This is a genomic window from Nonomuraea sp. NBC_00507 (genome assembly GCF_036013525.1).
In the GTDB taxonomy this organism is placed as follows: Bacteria; Actinomycetota; Actinomycetes; order Streptosporangiales; family Streptosporangiaceae; genus Nonomuraea.
In genome coordinates, this window is record NZ_CP107853.1 from 356,944 (window position 1) to 378,691 (window position 21,748).

Below are 21,748 nucleotides of genomic sequence, written 5' to 3' on the forward strand. Positions count from 1 at the left end.
ATGCTCAGGAGTCAAGTACGGCGAGATCTGAAGTGGCTCAAGCGACAGGCTCGCAAGGACAGACGGATCACCGTCGCGCTGCTCGTCGGCGTGGTGGCCTTCTGGACCCGGCAACTGCCCCTCGACGAGGCGCCCGGCGACATTCTGCGCGGGCTGTCGTACGGGTTGGTCGCCGCCTCGGCGCTCACCTGGCTGGCGTCCGCGCTCCTCGCGGCCAGGACCGTCCGGACCCCGGAGGAGCCTGTGGCGGGGCTTCGCTGGGTGTCCAGGATCCAGCGGAGCAAGGAGTGGGCGTTCTGGTCGGCCGGCGCCTACGTGGCCTGGCACGTGCTGCAGTTCGTCACGGCTCTGGTGCTCGGCTGACCTCGATGAGTGCGAGCAGGGCCGGCGTCCAGTGCTCGCCATATCGCCGCTGGAGATCGGCGCGCCGCCAGTCGGCACCGGTGATCAGGCCCCGGCAGAGCGCCGTGCCACACCGGCACGCCATGGCGAACTCGGGTGCGGCGGTGCTGGTGGCGTAGTCGTTCGTGACCTCCTCGCCCGGGCGGAGGTCGCGGCGCGCGGCCAGGGTGTACGGGCCGGTCCACCACAGGTTCGGGTCGCAGCTGTGGTTGCTCTTGCCGATCGGCCGGCCCGGCGGCAGGACCAGATGGAGGTCGCCGTGCGCCGCGATGGTGTCGACATACGGGACCGCGGGGTCGGCGAACAGGTCTTGCAGCTCGCGCCACGTGACCAACCGCCCGCCGAGTCGCGACACGACGGTCCCGGCCGGGATCGCGGCGGTGGCGAACAGGCCGTCGCCGGCGATGGGTGAGGACCTGACCTCGAGATGCGGGTGCGCCCAGCAGTCGGGCTCCGGTTCCACGCGCATGAGGCCAGGGTAGATCTGGGCTTACGGGGGTAGCCGCACGGCAGTGGGGAGGTGTGTCACGTGGCCGGCGATCTGATCATTCCTGATGCCGCTCAGGGGGTCGTGGTGTTCGTGCACGGCAGCGGGAGCAGCCGGTTCAGCCCGCGCAACCGTTACGTGGCCGGCGCGCTCAATCAGGCGGGACTGGGCACGCTGCTGTTCGACCTGCTCACGCCGGAGGAGGAGTCCGATCGGGCGAACGTGTTCGACATCGGGCTGCTGGCCGAGCGGTTGCTGGAGCGGACGAGCTGGGTGCGGGAGCAGCCGGAGGCGGCGGGGCTGCCGGTCGGGTATTTCGGCGCGAGCACCGGGGCCGCCGCGGCGCTGTGGGCGGCCGCCGAGCCGGACAATTCGATCGCCGCGATCGTCTCGCGGGGCGGGCGTCCCGACCTGGCCGGGCCGCGGCTGGCCGCCGTACGGGCGCCGACGCTGCTCATCGTGGGCGGCAGGGACCCGGTGGTGGTGGAGCTGAACGAGGAGGCGCAGCGGCGCCTGCGGGCCGAGAGCCGGCTGACCATCGTGCCCGGCGCCACCCACCTGTTCGAGGAGCCGGGGGCACTGGAGGCGGTGGCCGGGCACGCCCGCGACTGGTTCAGCACCCATTTCGCCGCGCCTCAGAAGCCGGAGTGAACCTCAAGCCGGTCTAACCCTCAGAAGCCCAGCTGAGCCTCAGAAGCCCGGCTGAGCCTCAGAAGCCCGGCTGAGCCTCAGAAGCCCGAGTGAGGTGACGTGACGGGCGTCGCGCCCGTCGCCTCGGCCACCAGGCGTTCGTAGACCTCCGGCGCCGTCGTCTCGCAGCCCAGCCGGTGGCCGGTCAGCTCGCCGTGGTCGTCGCTCGACCCGGTCACCGCCAGCCCCAGCTCCCCCGCCAGTCTCCGTACGTGGGCCCGGGCGGGCGCTTCGTGGTCCTGATGATCAGCCTCGATCCCGAACAGCCCGGCCCTCGCCAACTCGGCGATCCACGCGTCGGGCACGACCGTGCCGCGCTTGGCCGCCTTCGGATGGGCCAGCACCGGGACCCCGCCTGCGGCGCGTACCAGGCGAACCGCCCTCTCGGGGTCCAGCGCGTAACGGGAGACGTACGCGCGGCCGCCCGTCCCGATCCATTCCGGCGTGAACGCCAGCTCCGGCGCGGCGATCACGCCGGCGGCGACCATGGCCTGGGCGATGTGCGGCCGCCCCACCGGGCTGCCCGCGGCCAGCGCGGACACCTGCTCCCAGGTGACCGGCGCCCCCAGCTCCACCAGGCGCTCCACTGTCTCCTGCCCGCGCAGCTCGCGGGCCTCCCTGATGCGTACGCACTCGGCCGCCAAGTCCGGATCCAGCGGGTCGAACAGGTATGCGAGCAGGTGGATGCTCTGCCCGGCGCGCCGGCACGACAGCTCCATGCCCGGCACGAACGTCAGCCCGGCAGGCAGCGCCTCGATCGCCGCGCGGTGCCCGGCCACGGTGTCGTGGTCGGTCAGCGCGAGCACGTCGAGGCCCCGCTCGCGGGCCCGGCGCACCACGTCGGCCGGGGGCTGCGTGCCGTCCGAGTCGCTGCTGTGGCTGTGGAGGTCGATGCGCATAGGGGCATTACACCGCGATCGTGGCCAGCGTCCGGCCGTCGAAGGTCTCGATCGTGAAGTGGTTGAGGTCGTCCTGCGGGAGGCTGGTGCCGCCGTGCAACACCAGGGGGTCGGGGGAGCCGGGCACGCCGTACCCCTTGCCGGGGACGCCCCAGCTGGCCACGACCTCGGAGCGGCCGTCGTCGCCGACCGCGAGCAGGCGGCACTGCAGCGGGCCCTTGACGCCCTTGAGCTCCAGCGCGACGTGGGTGCCCCAGCCCTTGTCCTCCAGGCCGACGACGGCGGTGGTGCCGGTGGCTCGGTCAGTGGCGGAGTAGGTGCTGCCGGTCATGAGCAGCTCACGGGCCGGGCCATGGATGCTGTCGGGGTTGGGGCCGCCGACGACCGAGTTGACGGCCAGGAAGACGCCGGCCGCGATCAGGACACACGCGGCGGCGGCCATGATCGTGCGATGGAAGCGGCGGCGCCGGCGTTCCGCGGCGGCGCGGCGTACCAGAAGGGACTCGACTTGCGGATCCGGCGGACTCGGCAGCAGGTCGTCCGGGTGCACGGCCCTGATCAGCTGCCCCATCTCGGCGAACGCCCCCACCTCGCCGGCGCAGGTGGCGCAGCCGGCCAGATGGCGTTCGAACGCGGCCCGCTCGTGCTCGTCGAGCAGGCCGAGCGCGTACGCGGCCACGTCTTCGTGATGCACCTCGCTCACGGTCGCACCACCCCCCTTTCCTCATGGTGACGCGCCTCCGTCACGGCAACATCACCCCCCTTTCCTCCAATGCGACGCGCAAGGCACGCATGGCGTAGTACACGCGGGACTTCACCGTGCCCACGGGCACGCCGATCGCCTCCGCCGCCTCCTGCATCGAGCGGTCGAGCAGGAAAGTCTCCGTGAGGACCTGCCGATGGGCCGGGGACAACGAGAGCATCGCGTCGGTCACGACGATCTCGCGTAACAAGCGCTCGTCCTCGGCGGCCACGGGCTGGACCCGTTCGGGGATCTCTTCGACGGTGTCCAGGGGGCGCGTCCCGGTTCGGCGGCGGTCGTCGATGACGACGCGGCGCGCGACGGTCGCCAGCCAGGGCATGAGCGAGCCCGAGTCGGTACGGAGGTCGTGGAGGTTGCGCCAGGCGCGGACCAGGGTCTCCTGCACGACGTCCTCGGCCCAGCGCCGATCGCCCCCCGTCAGCCGGATGGCGAAGGCCATCAGGGAGGCGCCGTATTCGCGGTAGAGGGCTCGGACCATGGCTTCATCGGTTACGCGGCGATTCACGGCGGGACGGGCTCCTCGCACTGCCGATATCGTGAAATATCGCGCCGATATGGGGATTCTTACTGTAGCCAGCGGCGAGGGCGGCGACCATGTACTTTGCCCCTCTGGTCGCAGAGTTAGATTCAAACGATAAATCGGGCCACGGCGCCTACGGTCGCGGCCACACTGGGCCGCGACCGTACCCGTATGTCGATCGCGCTATTTCCCGCTGGACGTTCCGGCGACCAGCGGCGGCCTGCCGAACCAACCGGAGAGCGCTTCTCGCAGCGCGGGCGCGGCGGTGTCGGCGGGTTCGTCGATGGTCGCGGCCCAGGCGATGTGGGCGTCCGGGCGGATCAGCAGGGCGTCGGCCGGCCGATGATCGGTTTTGGCGGTGTGGATGTCGACGCGGTGCTGCCAGTCTCGGGCGGCCTCGCGGAGGTCGGGGCGGTCGGCGAGGTCGAGGAGGATGGGCCGTGCGCTGTGCAGGAGTTCCGCGACGCTGGTCATGCCCTGGTCGGTGTGCAGGGTGAGGTCGGGGGCGAAGGTACCGGCCAGCGGGTGGTGGGAGCCGGGCATCGGGTAGCGGATGTCGGTGCCGGCGACCAGGGCTCCCATGCGGCGCAGCGGTTGTTCGTCGGCGAGCAGTTCCTGGAAGACCTCCCGCAGCGCTTCGGCGGCCGCATCGTGCCCGCGCCGCAGTGCCACCTGGGCTCGGGTGTGCAGCATGGTGCGGGCGCCGGCGAGGTGGCGTTCGTCGTGGTAGGTGTCCAGCAAGCCGGGCGGCGCCCAGCCGTGGAGGTCGGCGGCCAGCTTCCAGGCCAGGTTGACCGCATCCAGCATGCCGGCGTTGATGGCCACACCGGTGGCGGGAAACAGGTGCGCCGCATCCCCGGCCAGCAGGATCCGCCCGTGGCGGTAGCGTTCGGCCTGCCGGGCCTTGAAGGTGAACCGCGACAGCCGGATCGCCTCTCCCACCGGCAGGTTCACGCCGAGCACGCGGCGCAGGCTGTCCTGGAGTTCGGTCACGGTCATCGGGGTGTCGTCATCGTATTCGGTGCTCTCGTCTTCGATGGTGTAAAGCGAGACCACCTGGGAGTCGGGCGAGGCGCCGACGCCGAAGAGACCCTGATCCGTCCGGGTGAAACCCGCGCGGATCGTGCCGAAGCCGGGGACGTCGAGATCGCCGTTGCCGCTTATGGTCACCGTCTCGGGCAGGCTGACCTGGGCCAGCCGGTTGACCTCCGGATAGGTGGTGCCGGGAAACGCAATGCCGGCCCAGTCACGGACCCGGCTGCGCGCGCCGTCGCAGCCCACGAGGTAGCGGGCGCTGATCCGGTACGGCCCGTCCGGGCCGCGCACGTCCACGCTCACCGCGGCATCGTCCTGGCTCACCCCGACCACCTGGTGGCCGCGGCGGAGGTCAACGCCGAGTTCGCCGGCGCGTTCGTCGAGCAGCTGCTCAAGCCGTGGTTGCGGGAGCGGCAGGGCGTGCAGCGGGGGATCCGCCAGCTGGGTGAAGTCCAGATGCACACCGCCGAACGGGAACCGGGGAGCCGGGGCAGGGCCGGTGCAGGCTGCTTCGAAGCGCTCCAGCAAGCCTCGATAGCGCAGCAGCTCCAGGATCTGCCCGCCGAGACCACCCGCCTTCGGGGTGGCGCGGCGCTGCGGCTGCCGCTCCAGCACCAGCGGCCGCACTCCGGCCAGGCGCAGTTCAGCGGCCAGCATCAGGCCGGCCGGACCGGCACCCACAATGATCACATCGGCGTCCGTCATAATCCGCTCCTCTCGCGGGTTTTCGTCGTGTCCGCGCACGGCCCGGTCGCCGGCAACGTTTGCATGGGTTTGAGCAAGGCCGACTTGGGTGTCGGATGAGGAATGACCGATGCGCATATAAGCGTCAACCGGCGGTGCCGGGGGCGGGGACGGCGTGTTCGGCGGCGCGGCTGACCTGCTCCCAGGCGGCCCAGGTCTCCATCCGCCGACGGGAGATGTCGAAGGCCAGGTCGTAGACCATGCTGCCGAGCAGCAGCCGCAGCGGCGGGTCTTCGCTGTCGACCAGCTTCAGCAGTGCCTCGGCGGCCAGACGCGGCTCACTGTCGATCGAGCCCTCGGCCCACTGCTTCTCCAGTTCGGCGCGCAACGGACCGTACTCCTCCAACGGCGACGTCATCGTCATGCTGGTGTAGAGATCGGTCCAGTAGCCGCCGGGCTGGACGATGCTGAGCTTAACGCCGAACGACGCGGCCTCCATCGCCAGGGCCTCGCTCATGCCCTCCAGTGCGAACTTGCTCGCGCTGTACATGCCGGTGCTCGGGAAGCCGCCCAGGGCGGCGATGCTGGAGACCTGCACGATGTGACCGGATGCCTGGGCACGCAGGTGCGGCAGGACGGCCTGGCAGACCCACATCGCCCCGAAGAGATTGACCTCCAGCTGGGCGCGTGCCTGGGCCTCGGTGAACTCCTCGACCATGCCCGAGGACATGGTCCCGGCATTGTTCACCACGATGTCGAGCCGGCCGAAGTGCTCGACGGCGGTGTTCACGGCGGCGAACACCGCGTCGCGGTCGGTCACGTCCAAGGGAAGGGCAAGGAGCCGATCCCCGTACCGCTCGTCGAAGTCCTGTCGCGTGACGGTGCGGGCGGCGGCGACCACTTGATCGCCGCGCTCCAGCGCGGCGAGAGCGAACGCACGGCCCAGGCCACGGCTGGCTCCCGTGATGAACCAGGTGCGGGAAGGGGCGGTATTCGGGGTGCGCATCTGTAGAACTCCGATCGGTTGCGAACTTAACTTGAGACGATCCGTCTCGTCTCGAGTGGTGACGTTATCGGTTCCTCTTCGCCGCGTCAAGACGGACCGTCTCGTCTAGTTTTTTCGTCCGGCCACCACATCCCGGCTTGACCTTGACGCGACGTCAACGTGTGCAATGGGGAGCGATCGGCGCCATGAGAGAGGAACGGGATGGTCAGAGCCGCGATACGGATCCTGGGATTCGAGCTCAAAGGACTGGTCAGCATAGGCCTGTGGATCGTTCGCCGCCGGCACGGCGTGCCCGCGGGCGCGACCGTCGTGTCGTACGCGAAGGAACAGACGTTCACGTTGTGGCTGATGTTGTTCGCCATGGCGGTCGAGACCGTGGTCATCGACCTGCTGCTGGTCGCGACCGAAGTGCCGGAATGGATCAGGTTCACGGTGCTGATCGCCGACGTGTACGGGCTGCTGTTCGGGGTCATGCTGGCCGCGGGATGCGTCACCCGGCCGCACGTCGTCACGGCCGGCGAGCTGCGCATCCGCTACGCCGCGTACTTCGACGTGCGCGTGCCCCGCGACCTCATCGCCTCGGTGCGCTCGAGCCGCAACGACAACGAGGGCAGCATGGTCTCGGTCAAGAACGGGCACCTGAGGGTGGCGGTCGGGTCCCGGACCAACGTGACGATCGAGCTGACGGAGCCGGTCGCGTTCGTCCGCCCGCTCGGCCGCCGTGCGGAGGCCACCACGATCAGCTTCTTCGCCGACCAGCCGGAGCCGGTGGTGGCCGCCCTGCGATCCGATCGCCCCGTGCGTTCGTAGCCGGCGGGGCCGGGCAGGCGGTGGATGGCCTGCCCGGCGAGGTGTGACGTGCCCTCAGCGGGCGGGTGTGGTCAGCTGGCTGATTCCGCCGACAAAGCGGCGGCCGCGGCGGCCGTCCTCGGTGGGATGGAGCGGAGGTTGAAGGCGTAACGGGCGACGGAGTCGGCGATGGCGTCGGAGTCCACGTCCAGGGCGGTCGCGTTCACGTTGGTGATCGTGTCGCACGCCTGGTGGTAGCACGCGTCGTACGCGACGCCGGCCGTGCCGCCGAACAACGCCGCCTCCTCGGCCGTCTTGAGGCCTTCGGCGCCGGTGAAGATGCCGCCGGCCGGGATGCCGATCTGGATGAACGGCCCGTAGTCGGAGCGGCCGTCGAAGTCGGTGCCGACGGTGGGCAGGTTGCGGGAGCCGTAGAACGCCGCGAGCTGCTTCTCGATCTCGGCCGATCCGGGCGGACCCGCCGGGGAACCCACGTTGTCGGAGTTGTCCCCGTCATACAACTTGTAGGCGTAGTTCGGGGAGGCCACCATGTCGAAGTTGAGGTAGAGCTTGATGCGGTCCCGCTCCGCCTGGGACAGCGACCCGACGTACTGGTCGGAGCCCAGCAGCCCGATCTCCTCGGCTGCCCAGAAGGCGAAACGGACCTTGTTCTTGATCGGGTAGCGCCCCATCTCCTCGGCGACCTCCAGGATCGCCGCGGTGCCCGAGCCGTTGTCGTTGATGCCGGGTCCCTCGGGCACGCTGTCGAGGTGGGCGCCGACCATGACGACGTTGCGCGGGTCGCCGAAGCGGCTCTCGGCGATCACGTTCTCGTCGGTGCCGAGCACGAGGTTGGCGTCGACCTTGAGCCGTACGGTCGCGCCGGCCGTGCTTGCGAGCTCGTTGCCCACGGCGAAGTCGGCGAACACCATAGGAATCCCGGCCCGCCACTCGCCGATGTCCAGCGCGAACGCGTCGGTACGCCCCGGCTGGCCCTCGTTGAACACGATGATGCCGGTCGCGCCGGCCGCGGCCGCGTTCTGGACCTTGTTGACGAACGCGCACGTGCCACGCTGGATGAGCGCGATGCGACCCGCCACGAACCCGGCGAAGTCGGCCGCCTCACAGCCGCTGGTCGAGCTCGGTGTGGGGGTGGGCGGCAGCGTCAGGTCCACACCCTGGACCTGCGCGGTCACGTCACCGGATGGGGAGGGCTGGAAGGAGAAGAAGTCCTCGTTGGGGACGTAGGTCTTGGCGCTGGGCGCGGTCAGGTTCAGCGTGGGCGGCGTGTTCTCGCTCCAGCTCTCGACGAAGTTGATCGGGTTCAGCGTGACCTTGTATCCGGCCTTGCGTAGCTTGTCCGCCACGTAGTCGCGGGAGGCGTCGTAGCCGCTGGTGCCGGCCGCGCGGTTGCCGCCGTTGGCGGTGGCGATGTTCTGCAGGGCCTGGAGATGCTTGTGCACGTTCGTGCCCTTGACCTGCTTGACGAGCAGGCTGGCGAACGCGTCGTCCAGCCCGCCGGCGTTGGCGGGAGCCGCCAGGGCGAGCGGCAAGGCGAGGGCGGTGATGAGTGCGATGACGATTCTGCGCATGCGGGGTGCTCCCTGTGGACAGAAAGGCGAGTAATGTCCCCCCGAGCTTCGCCCGAACGCGAGATTATCCCGGCTTCGCACCGCCGGGAATGCCTACCAATAAACCAAAATCAGGGACTATTACTCCGCATCCCGGCGACGGAGCTCGGCGCGGCGCTTGCCCTCGTGCATCGCCTGCACCCGGGCGATCGGGATCGTGTGCCCCTCCTCGATCAGATCGGCGGGCAGCCGCTGCGGCGCAGGCATGGCCTCCGCCCACGGGTCGGCGTCCTTGAGCAGCCCGGCCGCGGTGTGCACGGTGAAGTCGCCCGGCGCCACCCGGTCGAGGTCCGACCAGGGCACCGGGAAGGACACCGGCACGCCGGGACGCACCCGCGGGCTGTAGGCGGCCACGACGGTGGCGCCGCCCGCCCTGGTGGAGTCGATGAACACCTTGCCCGCGCGATCCTCGCGGATGAACGCCGTCGTGGCCAGCGCCGGATCCACCCGCTCGGCACGGGCCCCCAGTGCGCGGGTGGCCGCGGCCAGGTCGTCCACGGCGGTCCCCGGCACTACGGGCACGAACACGTGCACGCCCTTGGCCCCGCTGGTCTTCACCGCGCCCGCCAGCCCGCAGTCCTCCAGCGCCTGGCGGACCAGGAACGCGGCCCGCACGGCCAGCTGGAAGGACTCGCTGCCCTCGGGCGGGTCGAGGTCGAGCACCATGTGCGTGGGCTGGTCGCCGGCGAACAGCGACGGGTGATACTCGACCGCCCGCTGGTTGGCGAACCACACCAGCGTCCGGCGGTCGTCGCACACGGCATACGTCACCTGCCGGCGCGACGCCTCTGCCCAGACGGAGAACCGCTTCACCCATGCGGGGGCGTATTTGGGCAGGTTCTTCTGCATGAAGGGCTCCTGCCCCGGGCGCACCCGGATGACGGAGAGCGCGCGGTCGCGCAGGACCGGGATGATCCGGTCGGCAACTGCGTCGAGGTAGTCGACCAGGTCACGCTTGGTCGCGCCCGCCCCGTCGAACAGCGGCTGGTCGAGGTTGCTCAGGGCCACCCCGTCACGCGTCTCATCGCTGCTCACCCGCCTCACCATATCGGGGAAGAATGGGCCAGACCATGACCCGTTACCTGTATCTCGCGCGCCATGGCGAAGCCACACCGAACGGCCACGCCCTGACCGACGATGGCCGCCGCCAGGCCGCGCTGCTCGGCTCGCGCCTGCGGGAGGTCCCCTTCGCCGCCATCCACCACGGCCCGCTCCCCCGGACGACACAGACCGCCCGGCTGATCGGCGAGCACCTTCCCGGCGTCCCCCTGCGCGCCTGCGAGGCTGCCGGCGACTACATCCCGTACGTGCCGCGCGAGGAGGAGCTCGCCCCGGAGTACGCCGACCGCCTCCTCGGCTTCCTGGCCCAGTTCCCCGCGGACGAACGCGAGCGCGGCCCGGCCCTCGCCGCCGAGGCCGTGCGTGCGTTCACGGGTCCGGTGACGGAGGGAACCCGGCACGAGCTGGTGGTCACGCACAACTTCCTCATCGGCTGGCTCGTCCGCGCCGCGCTCGACGCACCGGAATGGCGCTGGCTCGGCATCAACCAGTGCAATGCCGCCCTGACCGTCATCAGGTACGCACCCGATCGCCCGTCCTCGGTGCTCGTCTTCAACGACATGCGCCACCTGCCCGCCGAGCTCCGCTGGACCGGCTTCCCGCCCGAGCTGCGCGAGTGACCCCTTGTTACAGTGGGCCCGTTGACGCGGGGTGCCCGGACGTCCGGGCTGAGATCACACCCGTCGAACCTGATCTAGTTCGCACTAGCGGAGGGACGTCATGTTCTGCGATGACATGTGGCTGCGCACGGCCGAGTTGATGAAGGCCATCCACGACCACCCCTTCAACGTCGCACTCGGCGACGGCACGCTCGACCGCGACCGGTTCGCGTTCTACATCGTGCAGGACGGCCGCTATCTGGAGGCGTTCTCCAAGGCGCTGGCCACGGCGTCGGCGCGGGCCACCGACCCGGCGGACGCGGCGTTCTTCGCCCAGAGCGCGCACACCGCGCTGGCGGCCGAGCGCCTGCTGCACGCCGGCTACGTCCAGGAGCTGGACGCCGACGCGGCCGGCATCGCCACGTCGCCGACCTGCCTGGCGTACGCGTCGTTCCTGCAGGCCACGGCGCTCGCCGCGCCGTACCCTGTGCTGGCCGCGGCGGTGCTGCCGTGCTTCTGGATCTACCAGGACGTCGGCACGGCGCTGCTGGGGCGCACCGGTGAGGTGCCGGACCATCCCTACCGGAAGTGGATCGACACCTATTCGGACCCGGGGTTCGCGGCCTCCGTCGAGCAGGCCAAGACCATCGCCGACCGGCTGGCCGCCACCACGGACCAGGCGACCAGACAGGCCATGACCGAGGCCTATTGCACGGCGGCGGCGTACGAGTGGATGTTCTGGGACAGCGCCTGGCGGCGCGAGACCTGGCCGACGGCGGAGTGGCTCGCCCGCTGACCGCTACGGCAAGCGCGCTGTCAGCGCCGCCGTGCCCGCCCCGGTGAGGCCCGGCAGCGCGGCCGTACGCCCGCTCAGCAGCAGGAGCAGCGCCTGGATGGGTCCCTCCACCACCTCGCCGGCCCCGACCGCCCAGTCCACGTCGGTGGCCACGAGCCGGAGCCCGCGCAGCCGCCGCTGCGGGTAGAAGGGGAAGCCGCGCTCCCAGACGTGGGTGGCGCAGGTTCGCGCCGGACCGAGCGGCATGGCGCGCTCGATGCCGAGCGGCACCGTGATGTCCTGGCCGTGGACGAGCGCGTCGAACAGCGGGTCGAGCGGCTTGGTCGAGGGCGCCCGGCGGCGCGAGCCGGCCGACTCGCGCACCTGCGCGACGATCTCGCCGATCGGCAGCCTGGCGTGCCGCACCGCCGAGTCGTGGACCATGCGGTCGAAGTTGCCGCGCGCCCTGACGAACTCGACCAGCGCCGACGCGAGCTTTATCCGAGTGGCGAGCGCCAGGTGGGCGGCCACGTCGCGCACCTGCCACCCAGCACACAGCGACGGCCGCTCCCAGTCCTGCTCCGGCAGCGAGTCGAGCAGGTCGGCCAGGCCGCGCCGCTCGATCTCGAGGGCAGCCCAGATCTCTTCCTGGTTCATCGCACACCCCAATTGCTAAGGTGGCCTTAATATAAGGCACCCTTAGCAGTTTGGAGAAGACCCGTGGCCGCCACTCATCCGCCGCACGTCGTGGCCCTGCTGTACGAGGCGTACCTGCGCCTGCAGAACATCGTGCAGGAGGCCGGCCACGCGTACGACGCGAACATCCGGCCCGCGCACTCGGCGGTGTTCTTCCACATGGAGCACCAGGGCATCCGCTTGAGCAGGCTCGCCGAGAAGGCCCAGATGACCCCTCAGGCCATGGGGGCGCTGGTGGACGACCTGGAGCGGCTGGGCTACCTGCGCCGGATGCCCGACCCGGCCGACCGCCGCGCCAAGCTGATCGTCTTCACCGAGCGGGGCGACCACGCGCTGAAGATCGGCTACGCCGCCATCGACGAGGTGGAGCGCCGGGTGGCGGTGTTGCTCGGCGAGGACGGCCTCGCCGAGCTGCACGCCACGCTGAGCCGCATCATCCAGGAGTTTTAGCCATCAGCTCGCGTTCCTCGCGGGTGGGGATGAGCCCGGACGGCGCCAGGAGCTTCGACTCCTCGAACGGCGCCTCCGTCGTCGGCAGCGGCTCCCGCGTCCTGATCGCCTTCACCCACACGCGGGCCGCGTCCAGGATCACGATGATGATCATGACGGCGAACAACGCGGCCAGGATGCCGTCCACGGTGGAGTTGATCACGATCTGCTGCATCGCGCCCATGGACTTGGCGGGCGCGAGCACCTGTCCCTGGTCGAGCGCCGCCTGATAGCGGTCCCGCTGGGCGAAGAAGCCGAGCCCGGGGTCGGGCGAGAACACCTTCTGGTAGCTGGCCGTCAGCGTCACGGCGACGTCCCAGGCCAGCGGCACCGCCGTCACCCAGGCCCATTTGAGCCGCCCGCTCTTGATCAGCAGGGTCGTGGCCACGGTGAGCGCGACCGCCGCGAGCAACTGGTTGGCGATGCCGAAGAGCGGGAACAGCTGGTTGATACCGCCGAGCGGGTCGTTGACGCCCTGGTAGAGGAAGTAACCCCAGGCCGCCACGACCACCGCGCTGGAGGCCACCAGCCCCGGCCACCAGCTCACCCGCGCCATCGGCTTCCACAGGTTGCCGATCGTGTCCTGCAGCATGAACCGCCCCACCCGGGTGCCGGCGTCCACGGTGGTGAGGATGAACAGCGCCTCGAACATGATCGCGAAGTGGTACCAGAACGCCTGCAGCGCCGCTCCCCCGAGGAACCCGGAGAAGATCTGCGAGATGCCCACGGCCAGCGTGGGCGCGCCGCCCGTCCGGGCGATCAGCGTCTCCTCCTGTACGGCCGCCGCCGCGGCCTGCAGTTCCTCGGGCGTGATCACGAAGCCCATGTTCGTGACCGCCTGGGCGGCGGTCTCCACGGTGGCCCCGACGACGCCGGCCGGGGAGTTCATGGCGAAGTAGAGCCCGGGGGTCAGCACACAGGCCGCGGTGATCGCCATGATGGCGACGAACGACTCCATGAGCATGGAGCCGTACCCGATCATCCGGACCTGGGTCTCCTTCTGGATCATCTTGGGCGTCGTGCCGGAGGAGATCAGCGAGTGGAACCCCGACAACGCCCCACAGGCGATGATGATGAACACGAACGGGAACAACGAACCCGCGAAGACCGGCCCCTTGCCGTTGAAGGCGAAGTCGGTGAACGCGGTGGTCTGCATCGGCGGCATCGTGATGGCGATGCCGATCGCGATCAGCACGATCGTGCCGATCTTCATGAACGTGGACAGGTAGTCACGTGGCGCCAGCAACATCCACACCGGCAGCACGGCGGCGACGAAGCCGTACGCGATCAGCCACAAGGCCAGCGCCGACGGGCTCAGCGTGAAGAACGGCGCCCAGCTGGACTCCTGCACCCAGCCGCCCGCCACGATCGACAGCAGCAGCAGCCCGACCCCGATCACCGTGGTCTCGACGACCCGGCCGGGCCGGATCACCCGCAGGTAGAAGCCCATGAACAGGGCGATGGGGATGGTCATCGCGATGGAGAAGACGCCCCACGGCGACTGCGCGAGCGCGTTGACCACGACCAGCGCCAGCACGGCCAGAAGGATGATCATGATGGCGAAGACCGCGACGAGCGCCGCCGCCCCGCCGACGGGACCGATCTCCTCGCGGGCCATCTGGCCGAGGCTGCGGCCGTTGCGGCGCATGGAGAAGAACAGGATCACCATGTCCTGCACGGCCCCGGCGAAGATCACACCCGCGATGATCCAGATGGTCCCGGGCAGATAACCCATCTGAGCGGCCAGCACGGGCCCGACCAGCGGCCCCGCCCCGGCGATGGCGGCGAAGTGGTGCCCGAACAGGATCCGCCGGTCCGTCGGCTGGTAGTCGATGCCGTTGTCGAGCCGCTCGGCCGGAGTGGCCCTGCGGTCGTCGGCCCGCAGCACCTTGCGGACGATGAAGCGGGCGTAGAACCGGTAGGCGATGGCGTACGAGCCGAGCGCGGCGCAGAGCAGCCACACCGCGTTGACGTTCTCGCCTCTGGACAGGGCGAGCACCGCCCACCCAGTGGCGCCCACGACGGCGACCACCGTCCAGATGATGATCGAGCGCAACTTCACCGGTTACCTCCCGTGCTGAGAGCCATATAGAGGGCGCCCGAGGCAGCTACGCAGCCCGGCGTCCGGCGGCAGATCGGTGGTGAAGCGCCGCCAGTGCCAGAGCGGACGGCAGTCGATCGTGACCGGAAGCTCGGCCAGATGCACCCAGGCGGTCGGATGGGCGTACACCAGATCGGTTTCGAGGCTGCGCGCCCGCTTGGGCAGCCGGGAGCGGCGCAACGGCCTGACGGAGAATTCGCCGGCGTCCGCGCAGCACAGGCCGGTCACGTGCCAGTCGAAGAACACCACTTCGTCGTCGTGCAGCGCTTCACGAGCGGCCAGCGTGAGCGTGATACGGGACATCTGTGGCTCCTGAGTATCAGGCAGCTCAGAATTTTAACGTCGGCCTTACCCGCTGTAGTCGCCTTTGAAACGGGTATTGGGCTGGCTTTGACAGCACGCAGACGCCCCCGGCCCGGACGAGCGGGCCGGGGGCGCCGGTTTTCACGTCAGGGCGTCTTCCAGGGTTCGAAGTACGCCACCGTGCCGAAGTCCATGTCCAGCATGTCCGGCGGGAACCCGCCGGTCGCGGTCGACCCGGTCACAAAGATCCGCACCCCGGCCTCGGCATCCGCGTCCACAGCGAGGGCGGACGGGCTGTCCGCCGCCCCTATCGCGCCGTCGTAGTTTCCCGTCCAGACCGGCGTGCCGGTCGCCGCGTCGTAGGCCATGGTCACGTAGTCGGTGCCCACGGCCATCTCGTTGCCGACGTGGCCGGTGATGACGACCTTGCCACCGTCCGGGGTCACGGCCACGTCCCAGGCGGTGTCCTCGTTGCCGGCCTTGCCGTTGTGGCGCTGCGTCCAGGATCTCTGGCCGGTCGCGGCGTCGTAGGCGATGGTGGTGAAGTCCGATCCCGTGCCCACGCCCTCGGTGTTGCCGGTGACGTACACCTTGCCGGACACCACGGTGATGTCCTGCGCGTTGTCACTGCCGTGTGCCGGGCCGTCGTAGCGGTCGGCCCACACCTCCTTTCCTGTGGCGATGTCGTAGGCGATGGTCGTCATGTCGGTCTGTGTGCCGGGGTCGACGCTGCTCCCCGTGATGAAGACGCTCGTACCGGACACGGCCATGGCGGAGGGGACGTCGCCCCCATGCGCGGGGCCGTCGTGCCGGGCCGTCCAGAGCTGCCGGCCGGTGCTCGCGTCGTAGGCGACGGTGCCCCAGTCGGACAGACCGGTGCTTTCCTCGCCGCTGCTCTGGCCGCTGACGAAGACCTTGGACCCGTCCGGGGTCACCGCGATCACCCCCGCGGTGTCGACGTGCGGACCCGCGGCGTCGTAGTGCGCCAGCCACTGGCGCTGACCGGTGTTCACGTCGTACGCGACCGTGAAGTAGTCCGAATCGGCGGACTCGCCCAGAGTGGTCATGCCGGCCACGTAAATGCTCTTGCCGTCCGGGCTGACCGCGGCCGCGTTGCCGCTGTCGCCGGCGGAGGAGGCGTCGGCGGTGCCGGTGTGCCGGGCGACCCAGACCTCATCGCCCGTCGCAGTGTCGTAGGCGATCGTGACGGCGTCGTTGCCGGTCTCCGTGCCGGTGCTGTCACCGATGACGAAGAGCTTGCCGCCGTCGGGGCTCACCTCCAGCGCGTGCGCCTCCTCCCAGATCCCCGCCGCCGTGTACGTCTTGCTCCACAGCTCTTCGCCGGTGCCCGCGTCGTAGGCGACGGTGGCGATCACCGGCTTGAGCTGACCGGGTGACTGCCCGTAGCTCATCCCGGTCACGTAGACCCGCTTGCCCTTCGGGTCGAGGGCGATGAGCTCGGCGGAGTCCCGGCCCATGGCGACGCCGTACGTGGCCGCCCACGTCTCCGGCACCGGGCGCACCAGGACTGGGACGCGTACGGTGTGGCGATCGTCCTTCCAGGTGAGCTGCCCGCTCTGGTAGGCGCCCATGGGCGCGGCGGCCCGCGTGAACTCGACCGTGAACGACTTGGTCTCGCCCGGCCGCAGGGTGAGCTTGCCCGGCGTGACCTTGGCCGTGATCCCGTCCAGCCCGCTGACGGAGGCGGTGTAGGTGGTGGTTGAGCGGCCGACGTTGGTGACCTCGCGGGTCACCTTTGCCGGGCCGTTCATCCTGCTGACGGTGATCGAGGGGGTGTTCAGGTCGCCCGGGGCGAGCGAGTGCCCCGTGCCGGCGAGCGTGTCGCAGTTCTCCTTCTTGACGCCCTTGGTGGTCCCGCACAGGAAGGCGATCCAGTCGTTGATGTCGCTGTCGTAGACCAGCCCGGGATCGGCGGCGCTGTTCGGAGCGACGTGGCCGGCGCCCTGTGCGAACGGGTGGGCGCCGGCGAGCACGTCCCGCGCGCTCGTCATCAGGGCCGACTTGATGGCCATCGGCGACCAGTCCCGATGCCGGTCCTTCAGCAGCGCGGCCAGCCCGGCGACGTGCGGGGACGCCATCGACGTGCCGCTGGAGAGGCCGAACTCGTGCCCGCCGCGACCGGGCGGCGCCACCGCCGCCAGGATGTCCTGGCCGGGCGCGGTCACGTCGGGCTTCAGCACGGCGCCGTTGCCCGCGGTCAGCGGCCCGCGCGAGGAGAAGGCGGCGACGTACGGCGCCGGGGCGTCAGCGATGATCTTCGCCTGCTCGATCGTCGCCGTCGCGTCGCCGGCGGCCGCGTAGTCCTTCACGGCCTGGCGGTCCTTGACGGCGAGGTGCACGGTGGGCACGAGGTGCAGGTCGGTGTCGACGGTGTTCTCGTCGACGTTCGTCATGATCATGCCGATGCCGCCCGCCTCGGCGACCGCGGCGCTCTTGTTGACCCGGGGCGTCTGGCCACGGTCACAGATGACGATCTTGCCCTTCACCTTGGCGGGGTCGAGCACCGCCTTGCCATTGTTGTCCTTGGCGGCCCAGCACTGCGTCGCCTTCACCGGGTCGGCGCCGGCCACCCCCACGGCGGTGGCGTCCACGAGCGGCGCGGGACCGGCCTTCGTCCCGGTCACCGACGTACCGCTGTACGCGGTGCCGTTGCCGAGCGTGACCGTCCCCTGCGCGACCCGGTTGTGCGTGCCGGCGGCGACCGTGGTGATCCACGGCGACGGGTGCGCCACGGTGGACGCGGTCGGGCCGTCGTTGCCGCCTGCCGCCGCGACGAAGACGCCGGCCTCGGCCGCGGCCAGGAACGCCACCTCCACCGGGTCGAGGAAGTCGCTGCTCGTTCCGGAGACGGAGTAGTTGATGACGTCCACGCCGTCCGCCACGGCCTGGTCGATGGCGGCGACCAGGTCGGAGTTGTTGCCGTACGCGGTGCTCCCGTCCTGCTCGGACCAGAGCGCCTTGTAGGCGGCGATCCTGGCCCGCGGTGCGATGCCGCTGACCGTGCCGAACGCACTGGCCGCCCCGGTCACGGGCACGCCGTGGTTGCCGGCCGCCGTCGCGGCCACATGCGTCCCGTGCCCGTTGTAGTCACGCGGCGACAGGAACTCCCACGGCAGGGCCTCCTTGATGGCCTCGTCCCCGCCGAACCCGGCGTTGTAGTGCCGGGCCGCCACCAGCTTCCCGTTGCATGCGCCGGCACTCCACGAGTCGTCCGCGCCCGACTCACACGTGCCGCGGAAGCCCCGGAGGCGGTGGTACTTCTTGCCGTCGACGTCGGGGTCGGCGAAGCTCTTGCCGCCCGGCCAGATGCCGCTGTCGATGACGCCGATGACCAGGTCCTCGCCTGCGTCCTTGGTGCCGCCGAGCTGGTCCCACAGGCCGCCTCGGGCGTCGAGGCCCAGGAAAGCCGGCGTCGAGTCGGTCGCGGCCGACACCTTCTTGTCCTCGGTCACGGCCACGACGTCGGGCATCGCCCGCAGCCGCACGGCCTGGGACTTGGTCAGCTGGGCCGCGAAGCCCTCGTAGGAGTAGACGTACTCGTAGAGCTTCTTGCCGCCGCCCACCTTCTTCAACGCCGCGTCGTGCCGGCCCTTGACGTGTTCGACGTACTTGCTCACCGCGGCGGACTGGGGATCGATCTTCTCGCCCCGCTTCGGCTTGGTCGCCGTCAGCCCGCCTACCTCGCCGTCGTAGGTCACAACGGGGTCCAGGGCCATTTGAACTATGTAAGTTTTCTGTTCCTCGGCACCGCTCTCCGCGGCTGCCGGGGCTCCTATTCCGGTCGCCATTAGTCCGGTCAGGGCTAACGCCGCCGACCATCGTCTACCAGGAGATTTACCCACAACCATGTCGCCCCTTCGCACATGCCGCGGATCACGCGGTTGATCATCGAGGCTAGGGGGGAGCATTTAGGGCGGCATCCGTACCCCATACGGATTTTTGAGGACATCCGATAACGTGACGACGTGCTCATCGGCCGCCGAACGGAGCTCGCGCTCCTCCATACGGTCATCGCCGCTCCGCCGTCGCTCACCCTGATCGAGGGGGAGGCGGGCATCGGCAAGAGCCGCCTGGTCGAAGAGCTGTTATCGGGCCTGGAGGGAAAGCGCCGGCTCGTCGGCCAGTGCGAGCAGCTCCAGGAGCCGCTGCCGCTGTCGCCGCTGCTCGACTCCTTCCGCCTGGCCGGGGACGAGCTGGCCGGATCCGGTCCGCTCAATCCGGTGACCGGCGCGCTGGCGCCGCTGCTGCCGGAACTCGCCGAGCACCTGCCGCCGCCCCTTCCCGCGCTGCCCGACCAGCGGGCCGAGCGGCACCGGGTGTTCCGTGCGGCCGTGGCCCTGCTGGAGCACCTGAGCCCACTGGTCCTCGTCCTAGAGGACGTGCACTGGGCCGACGGCGGCACCCATGACTTCCTCGCCTTCCTGGCCTCCCACCAGCCGCGCGACCTCTCGGTGATCCTCACTGCCCGTACCGACCACGGCCGGCTCCCGCTTCGCGGGGCGCTCGCCCGGGCCACGTCGCGGTTCGTCAGCCTCAGCCCGCTCGGCCCGCCCGAGGTGGAGCAGCTCGCCGCGAACATCCTGCAGGCCGAGCTCCCCCGTACCTTCGCGGCCTCCCTGTACGAGAAGACCGGCGGCATCCCGTTCGTCGTGGAGGAGGTTCTCCGCACGCTCCTGGAGCGTCTGCCCGCCGGCGAGATCCCCGGCCGCCCCGACATGCTGGCCGACCTGGCGGTCCCCACCGTGCTGCGGGACGTCGTGCTGCAGCGCCTGTCCACCCTCGACGACGCCGCGCAGGAGATCCTCGGGGCCGCCGCCGTCCTCGGCACCACACCAGACGAGCGCATCCTCGCCGACGTCACCGGCCGCGACGCCGCGCGCATCGCACGTTCGCTCGCCGCGGCGCAGGCGGTGGGGCTGCTGCACGAGGAGGACGGGCAATGCCGGTTCCGGCACGCGCTGGCCCGGCAGATCGTGTACGAGAACGTGCCGGTGTCCACCCGGCGCTGGCTGCATCTCAAGACCGCGCGGGCCCTGGAGTCGGGACCGGGTCCACGGCCGGTGGCCAGGCTCGCCCACCATTTCCGGCAGGCCGGCCACACGGCCGAGTTCGTCGACAACGCCGAGGCGGCGGCCGGCACCGCGCTCTCCCACGGAGACGACGCCACCGCCGCACGGTTCCTGCTCCAGGCGCTGGAGGTCGGCGAGCTGTCCCGCGAGGTCCGGGTACGGCTGGCCGTCAAGCTGGGCCGGGCCGCGGTGGACGGGCTGGCGCACGCGGAGGCCGTGCCGATACTCGAACGCCTGCTGACGACTGAGCCGCTGCCGGCCCCCTTGCGCGGGGAGCTGCGTTTCGCCCTCGGCCGCCTGCTGCGCCAGCAGGGCGAGGCCCGGGCGGGTTACCTGCGGATCGAGGAGGCGGTACGCGATCTCGGCGACCGGCCGCGGCTGCTGAGCCGGGCGCTGGCGGTGCTCGCCGCGCCGGAGACCGTCGTGGACCGGCACGTCACCGAGCACGCCGCCCGCTGCGACCAGGCCGAGGAGGCCGCCCGCCGCAGCGGCGACCCCGACGCCGCCATCGCGGTACGCATCGCGCGTGCCTCGCTCCTGCTGGAGCAGGGCGATCCGGCGAGCTGGCGGCTGATCGACGACCTGCTGCATGACGGGCGCCTGCGTGCCGCGCCGCGGGAACACGCCCGCGCCTGCATCAACTGGGCCCAGGCCGCTCTGCACATCGGCCGGCTCCAGCGTGCCGAGGACCTGCTGGCCGAGGGACGCCACGTCGCCGACCAGGCCGGATACCTGCGGGTGGCGGAGGTCGTCGAGCTCGTCACGGCCGCCGTGGACCGCGCCGCCGGACGATGGGACGGCCTGGCCGACCGGCTGCGCCGCCTCGGCGGGGCGACGGCCACCTTCGCCGCCGCCTCCCTGGACTCGCGGCTGCTGCAGGGCGTGCTGCTCGCCGCGACCGGTCCAGCCGAGGAAGCCGTCTCCTGCCTGGGGCAGGTGATCGCGGTCGCCGAGCGGGTGGGTGCGGTGTGGCCGCTCATCCCCGCTCGGACGGCGCTGTCGCGGCTGCTGCTGACGTTGAACGACGCGGCGGGGGCCGCCGCGCAGGCGTCCGCGGCGCTTGTCCAGGTCCGTGCCAAGGGGGCGTGGGTGTGGGGCGCGGAAACCACGTTGTGCCTGGTGGACGCCCTGGAAGCGTTGGGCGGGCTGGGCGGTGCCACTGAGGTCGTGGGTGAGCTGGCCGCCGGGATCGCCGGGGCCGACGCGCCTTCGGCCCAGGCCGCCCTGATGACCGCCCAGGCCGTGCTGGCCCGATCACGCGGGGCGGCGGACGAGGCCGATCGCCTGCTGGACGCGGCGCGTACCACGCTGGAGGACGCCGGGCTGCGGTACGAGGAGGCCCTGGCCGCCGAGCGACAGGGCCGCTGGCGATGCGAGCGCGGGGCATCCGCCGGCGGCCACCTGCTGGAGGACGCGCTGCGCTCGTACGGCTCGATGCGCGCCGACCGGGACATCGCCCGCGTCACCCGGATCATGCGACAGAACGGCGTCTCCATCCCGTACCCGTGGCGAGGCGGCCGTCCCTCCCACGGACGCACGCTCTCGTCCCGCGAACGCGAGGTGGCCCTGCTGGCCGCCGGAGGCAAGACGAACCAGGAGATCGCCACCGAGCTGTTCCTGTCCAGGCGCACCGTAGAGAGCCACATCTCCAGCGCTCTGCGCAAGCTCGGCTACCTGTCACGCAAAGAACTCGCGGCACTACAGCTCACTGCCGACGATTAGGCTGGCCG

19 protein-coding genes and 1 riboswitch are annotated in these 21,748 nt (G+C 70.7%); of the genes, 7 read left to right on the forward strand and 12 right to left on the reverse strand.

Annotated elements, in window-relative coordinates; translation table 11 throughout:
* Positions 1-363 (forward strand): hypothetical protein, encoded by a 363-nt coding sequence (locus tag OHA25_RS01830; RefSeq protein ID WP_327585891.1) that lies wholly within the window; start codon positions 1-3, stop codon positions 361-363.
* Here OHA25_RS01830 and OHA25_RS01835 read toward each other — a convergent pair.
* Entirely contained in the window at positions 341-871 is a 531-nt protein-coding gene (locus OHA25_RS01835) for an SET domain-containing protein (RefSeq protein ID WP_327585892.1), read from the reverse strand. The two genes, OHA25_RS01830 and OHA25_RS01835, sit on opposite strands and share 23 nt — an antisense overlap.
* A 60-nt stretch (positions 872-931) precedes the next feature.
* Here OHA25_RS01835 and OHA25_RS01840 point away from each other — a divergent pair, with 60 nt between their 5' ends.
* Entirely contained in the window at positions 932-1,540 is a 609-nt protein-coding gene (locus OHA25_RS01840; protein ID WP_327585893.1) for a dienelactone hydrolase family protein, read from the forward strand.
* A 77-nt stretch (positions 1,541-1,617) separates the two neighbouring features.
* On the opposite strand, the gene OHA25_RS01845 is transcribed toward OHA25_RS01840, so the two are convergent.
* The 5 genes from OHA25_RS01845 to OHA25_RS01865 form a co-directional block, all read right to left on the reverse strand.
* The gene (locus tag OHA25_RS01845) at positions 1,618-2,478 is read right to left on the reverse strand and encodes a PHP domain-containing protein (protein ID WP_327585894.1); all 861 of its coding nucleotides are present in this window, start codon (positions 2,476-2,478) and stop codon (positions 1,618-1,620) included.
* A gap of 7 nt (positions 2,479-2,485) precedes the next feature.
* Positions 2,486-3,181 carry an anti-sigma factor family protein gene (locus OHA25_RS01850; RefSeq protein ID WP_327585895.1) on the reverse strand — a complete coding sequence of 232 codons (696 nt, stop codon included), beginning with the start codon at positions 3,179-3,181 and terminating at the stop codon, positions 2,486-2,488.
* 40 nt (positions 3,182-3,221) lie between these two features.
* Positions 3,222-3,746 (reverse strand): sigma-70 family RNA polymerase sigma factor, encoded by a 525-nt coding sequence (locus OHA25_RS01855; RefSeq protein ID WP_442942042.1) that lies wholly within the window; start codon positions 3,744-3,746, stop codon positions 3,222-3,224.
* Positions 3,747-3,944: 198 nt separating this feature from the next.
* Entirely contained in the window at positions 3,945-5,501 is a 1,557-nt protein-coding gene (locus OHA25_RS01860; protein WP_327585896.1) for an FAD-dependent monooxygenase, read from the reverse strand.
* Positions 5,502-5,625: 124 nt separating this feature from the next.
* Entirely contained in the window at positions 5,626-6,486 is an 861-nt protein-coding gene (locus tag OHA25_RS01865) for an SDR family oxidoreductase (RefSeq protein ID WP_327585897.1), read from the reverse strand.
* Between the two features lie 201 nt (positions 6,487-6,687).
* Here OHA25_RS01865 and OHA25_RS01870 point away from each other — a divergent pair, with 201 nt between their 5' ends.
* Positions 6,688-7,296, forward strand: a complete 609-nt coding sequence (locus OHA25_RS01870; protein ID WP_327585898.1) for a hypothetical protein — start codon at positions 6,688-6,690, stop codon at positions 7,294-7,296.
* 71 nt (positions 7,297-7,367) lie between these two features.
* On the opposite strand, the gene OHA25_RS01875 is transcribed toward OHA25_RS01870, so the two are convergent.
* Both OHA25_RS01875 and OHA25_RS01880 read right to left on the reverse strand, forming a co-directional pair.
* Positions 7,368-8,867 (reverse strand): M20/M25/M40 family metallo-hydrolase, encoded by a 1,500-nt coding sequence (locus tag OHA25_RS01875; protein WP_327585899.1) that lies wholly within the window; start codon positions 8,865-8,867, stop codon positions 7,368-7,370.
* A 120-nt stretch (positions 8,868-8,987) separates the two neighbouring features.
* The gene (locus OHA25_RS01880) at positions 8,988-9,941 is read right to left on the reverse strand and encodes a DNA polymerase domain-containing protein (RefSeq protein ID WP_327585900.1); all 954 of its coding nucleotides are present in this window, start codon (positions 9,939-9,941) and stop codon (positions 8,988-8,990) included.
* Positions 9,942-9,976: 35 nt separating this feature from the next.
* On the opposite strand from OHA25_RS01880, the gene OHA25_RS01885 reads away from it, so the two are divergent.
* Together OHA25_RS01885 and OHA25_RS01890 are read left to right on the forward strand one after the other, a co-directional pair.
* A complete protein-coding gene (locus OHA25_RS01885) occupies positions 9,977-10,585 on the forward strand; it encodes a histidine phosphatase family protein (protein WP_327585901.1) in 609 nt (202 codons plus the stop codon).
* Positions 10,586-10,602: 17 nt separating this feature from the next.
* Positions 10,603-10,698, forward strand: a riboswitch (TPP riboswitch).
* Positions 10,686-11,360, forward strand: coding sequence for a TenA family protein (locus OHA25_RS01890; RefSeq protein ID WP_327585902.1), 675 nt, complete (start codon positions 10,686-10,688; stop codon positions 11,358-11,360). Its footprint overlaps the riboswitch before it by 13 nt.
* Before the next feature lie 3 nt (positions 11,361-11,363).
* On the opposite strand, the gene OHA25_RS01895 is transcribed toward OHA25_RS01890, so the two are convergent.
* Positions 11,364-11,996, reverse strand: coding sequence for a maleylpyruvate isomerase family mycothiol-dependent enzyme (locus OHA25_RS01895; RefSeq protein ID WP_327585903.1), 633 nt, complete (start codon positions 11,994-11,996; stop codon positions 11,364-11,366).
* A gap of 63 nt (positions 11,997-12,059) precedes the next feature.
* Between OHA25_RS01895 and OHA25_RS01900 the strand changes: the two genes are divergently transcribed.
* Positions 12,060-12,485 (forward strand): MarR family winged helix-turn-helix transcriptional regulator, encoded by a 426-nt coding sequence (locus OHA25_RS01900; protein WP_327585904.1) that lies wholly within the window; start codon positions 12,060-12,062, stop codon positions 12,483-12,485.
* On the opposite strand, the gene OHA25_RS01905 is transcribed toward OHA25_RS01900, so the two are convergent.
* The 3 genes from OHA25_RS01905 to OHA25_RS01915 all read right to left on the reverse strand — a co-directional run bounded on the left by OHA25_RS01905 (position 12,469) and on the right by OHA25_RS01915 (position 18,857).
* Positions 12,469-14,586 carry a carbon starvation CstA family protein gene (locus tag OHA25_RS01905; RefSeq protein ID WP_327585905.1) on the reverse strand — a complete coding sequence of 706 codons (2,118 nt, stop codon included), beginning with the start codon at positions 14,584-14,586 and terminating at the stop codon, positions 12,469-12,471. The genes OHA25_RS01900 and OHA25_RS01905 overlap by 17 nt on opposite strands.
* Before the next feature lie 3 nt (positions 14,587-14,589).
* Positions 14,590-14,928, reverse strand: a complete 339-nt coding sequence (locus OHA25_RS01910) for a hypothetical protein (RefSeq protein WP_327585906.1) — start codon at positions 14,926-14,928, stop codon at positions 14,590-14,592.
* Positions 14,929-15,074: 146 nt separating this feature from the next.
* On the reverse strand, positions 15,075-18,857 hold the full coding sequence (locus OHA25_RS01915) for a S8 family serine peptidase (protein WP_327585907.1): 3,783 nt from the start codon (positions 18,855-18,857) through the stop codon (positions 15,075-15,077).
* 57 nt (positions 18,858-18,914) lie between these two features.
* Here OHA25_RS01915 and OHA25_RS01920 point away from each other — a divergent pair, with 57 nt between their 5' ends.
* The gene (locus tag OHA25_RS01920; RefSeq protein ID WP_327585908.1) at positions 18,915-21,740 is read left to right on the forward strand and encodes an ATP-binding protein; all 2,826 of its coding nucleotides are present in this window, start codon (positions 18,915-18,917) and stop codon (positions 21,738-21,740) included.
* Positions 21,741-21,748 lie beyond the last annotated feature (8 nt).